At 70.5% G+C, this 808-nt stretch carries 1 protein-coding gene; it reads right to left on the bottom strand.

The window, feature by feature from the left end; all coding sequences use genetic code 11:
- Positions 1-55: 55 nt before the first annotated feature.
- Positions 56-808, bottom strand: a 753-nt coding sequence (locus tag B7K25_RS13885; RefSeq protein ID WP_234988001.1) for a glutamate synthase-related protein, incomplete at its 5' end; no start/stop codon positions are given.

Here is an 808-nt window from a genome sequence, read left to right as displayed (position 1 = left end):
GCGCCGCGAGTCGCGCTGAGGATCGCGTCCTTGGTGGTCGCGGTGGCGGGAACGCTCATACGGCGGACGGCCGTCCGTGGTCGAGCGCATCGGCCCAGCGACGGGTGTGCGTCGAGACTGCGTTCAGCGCGACCTGGCCGGCACGGCGCAGGCGATCGAGGGGGCTGCGGTGGCGAGGCGTGTCGTGGTGCTGGACATGGTCGGCGGTCATCTCGCGACTCAGGCGTTCGCCCACATCGCGCGCGGCGAGGTAGGCGAGCGAGGCAAAGCGGGCGCGCGCCGGGACGACGGCGGGGGAGCGAGGGTGCGGTGAGGTCATCGTGGGGGCGACCATGACGTCGCGGCCGGTCTTCATCTGGCCGTCGACCTGCACGACGATGCGGTCGCGCAGGTCGTTGAGCACGAGGGTCTGCTGGGTGTCGGCGAGGCCGATCTCCCAGGGCGCACCCGCGTGCTTGAGCGAGTTGAGCGGGCTCGCGCCCGTGCCGCCGTCCTGACCCGAGATGAGCACGACGTCCGACTTGCACTTCGCGACGCCTGCCGCGATGGTGCCGACGCCCACCTCCGACACCAGCTTGGTGTGGATGCGCGCCTGCGGGTTGGCGTTCTTGAGATCGTGGATGAGCTGCTTGAGGTCCTCGATCGAGTAGATGTCGTGGTGCGGCGGCGGCGAGATGAGGCCGACGCCCGGGGTCGAGTGACGGGTCTCGGCGACCCACGGGTACACCTTGTTGCCGGGCAGCTGACCGCCCTCGCCGGGCTTGGCGCCCTGAGCGAGCTTGATCTGGATGTCGTCGGCGTTCACGAG

It is taken from the genome of Demequina sp. NBRC 110056 (assembly GCF_002090155.1).
GTDB lineage: Bacteria > Actinomycetota > Actinomycetes > Actinomycetales > Demequinaceae > Demequina.
Note: the sequence above shows the minus strand (reverse complement) of the source record. Positions and strands in the feature narration are given on the sequence as shown.